The organism is Streptomyces sp. 13-12-16 (assembly GCF_002114215.1).
In the GTDB taxonomy this organism is placed as follows: Bacteria; Actinomycetota; Actinomycetes; order Streptomycetales; family Streptomycetaceae; genus Streptomyces.
Window position 1 is genome coordinate 689 of sequence record NZ_NCTE01001480.1, and the last position, 2,249, is coordinate 2,937.

Here is a 2,249-nt window from a genome sequence, read left to right on the forward strand (position 1 = left end):
GGCGGCGGGCTGGACGGCTGCGGCGAGGTGGCGGGCGAGACCGGGGACCCGGCCCGCCCGGCGCCCTGCTCGGGACGGAGCGCGCCGGGGTCGCCGGACGTCGGTTCGGCACCCGCGTTCAGCTGCTCCAGCCGGGCCTTCAGCAGCCCGGTCGCCGGAACCCGGTCGGCGTGCGAACGCTCGTACGCCAGCAGCTCCTCGACCTCGCCCGCGGACAGCGAGCGGATCCGGCTCTCCAGGCCGCCGATGGGCAGATGGTCGTAATCGGGCAGCGGCAGGGCGTTGCGGGCGGGATCTGCCATGGTTCTCACTTCCCTGGTGTACGACGTTGCGTGGCCGTCGACGGCAGGCCGACGGGGAGCGGGACGGTCAGCGGCCGCCCGGCCCGCCGCTGCCGAACGCCCCGCTGCCGCCCTCGTCCCAACGGGGCCGCTCCTGCGACGCGCTCGTGCGGCTGCCGGCGTTGCCGTGGCCCTTCAGCTCGTGCGGCAGCAGCCGCTCATCGCTTCCGGGCACCTCCTCCGGCTCCCGACGCTCCCGTGTCTCCCGGACCGGGCCCCCCTCGGGCATCCGGGGCTGTTCCTCCGGGCCGGGCCGGTGCACCTCGCCCTTTCTGACCCGGCGGCTGCCGAGGACGAACATGCCGATCAGCAGTGCCACGACCACCACACCAGCCACCACGAGCCCCGCACCGAGGGCGCCGCGGCCCGCGGCGAGGTCGGCCGTTTCCATCCACGCGGTGTTCATCATGGCCCGCGAGTACCCCCGGTCCCGTCCACCAACCCGCCCACCTCACGGCGCCGCACGGGTGGCCGGCACGGAACCTCCGCGCACCGGGCGGAACCCTTGCGGGCACCGGGTTTGACCGCCGGGAGGGCGGCTACCCGCGCGATGTGACGACGACATCCCAGGAAGAGCTGTTCCGGTTCCTGGAGGACCGTTTCGCGTGCGCCCAGGCATGCACCGAATGCGCGCGGTCCTGCGCGACGCGGGCGAGCCTCGTGGACCCGGACGGCACCGAGAACCAGGAACTCGTACGACGCAAGGGCATCCTGTGCGCGGAGGTCTGCGACGCGACCTGCCGGGTGCTGTCCGAGCAGAACCAGGTGGACGAGGCGACCATCCGCGTCCAGGTGGAGTGGTGCCGCCAGGTGTGCCTGGAGAGCGCGCAGGTGTTCGACGGTTACTCCGGGGCGGAACAGACCGCACAGGCCTGCCGCGCCTGCGCACGGGCCTGCACGGAGTTCCTCGCCACTCTGAACTGACCCGCCGGTGGGCGAAACGGACCGGACGTCGCGGCACCGTACAAACTCGGGCGACTTGTCGCCATACTGGACGAGCCAGGGGAGGGCGGGGCGGACTGCGACGGGGGCGGGCGAAGGAGATGGGGGACAGCAGGCTGATCCACGGCCGGTACCGGCTGATCGACCGGATCGGACGCGGCGGCATGGGGGAGGTGTGGCGGGCGCGGGACGAGTCGCTGGGGCGGCAGGTCGCCGTGAAGTGCCTCAAACCCGTCGGCCCGCAGCAGGACCGGTCGTTCGGCCGGGTGCTGCGCGAGCGGTTCCGCCGGGAGGCCCGGGTGGCCGCGGCGCTGCAGCACCGGGGGATCACCGTCGTACACGACTTCGGGGAGTCCGAGGGCGTGCTCTACCTGGTGATGGAGCTGCTCCAGGGCCGCGACCTCAGCCGGCTCCTGGAGGACAACAAGCAGCACCCGCTGCCGGTCGACGAGGTGGTGGAGGTCGCCGAGCAGGTCGCCGCGGCCCTCGCCTACACCCACGACCAGGGCGTCGTGCACCGGGACCTCAAGCCCGCCAACATCGTGCGGCTGGACGACGGCACGGTGAAGATCTGCGACTTCGGCATAGCCCGCCTCGGCCACGACATCGGCTTCACGTCCCGGCTGACCGGCACCGGCGTCGCCATGGGCACCCCGCACTACATGTCGCCGGAGCAGATCAGCGGCTCGGAGGTGGACCGGCGCAGCGACCTGTACTCCTTCGGCTGCGTGCTGTACGAGATCGCCACCGGTGTGCCGCCGTTCGACCTCGACGACGCCTGGGCGGTCCTCGTCGGCCACCGCGACACCCCGCCCCGTCCGCCGCGCGGCCACCGCGCCGAACTGCCCGAGCGGCTGGAGCGCATCATCCTGGACCTGCTGGCCAAGGAGCCCGGCGGGCGGCCGGACAGCGCCCGTGAACTGGCCCGCCGGGTCGGCGCGTTGCGGGCGGCGCCGGCCGCGGTGG

At 73.5% G+C, this 2,249-nt stretch carries 4 protein-coding genes; 2 read left to right on the forward strand and 2 right to left on the reverse strand.

Going from position 1 to position 2,249, the window contains the following annotated elements; all coding sequences use genetic code 11:
* Positions 1–302: hypothetical protein (locus tag B7767_RS43065; protein ID WP_085576530.1), on the reverse strand; the 302-nt coding region annotated here is incomplete at its 3' end.
* A gap of 67 nt (positions 303–369) precedes the next feature.
* The gene (locus B7767_RS43070; RefSeq protein ID WP_085576531.1) at positions 370–747 is read right to left on the reverse strand and encodes a DUF6479 family protein; all 378 of its coding nucleotides are present in this window, start codon (positions 745–747) and stop codon (positions 370–372) included.
* Between the two features lie 146 nt (positions 748–893).
* Between B7767_RS43070 and B7767_RS43075 the strand changes: the two genes are divergently transcribed.
* Together B7767_RS43075 and B7767_RS43080 are read left to right on the forward strand one after the other, a co-directional pair.
* On the forward strand, positions 894–1,265 hold the full coding sequence (locus tag B7767_RS43075; protein ID WP_085576528.1) for a ferredoxin: 372 nt from the start codon (positions 894–896) through the stop codon (positions 1,263–1,265).
* Between the two features lie 119 nt (positions 1,266–1,384).
* Positions 1,385–2,249 (forward strand): serine/threonine-protein kinase (locus B7767_RS43080; protein ID WP_143653023.1); only part of this gene is annotated, 865 nt, incomplete at its 3' end.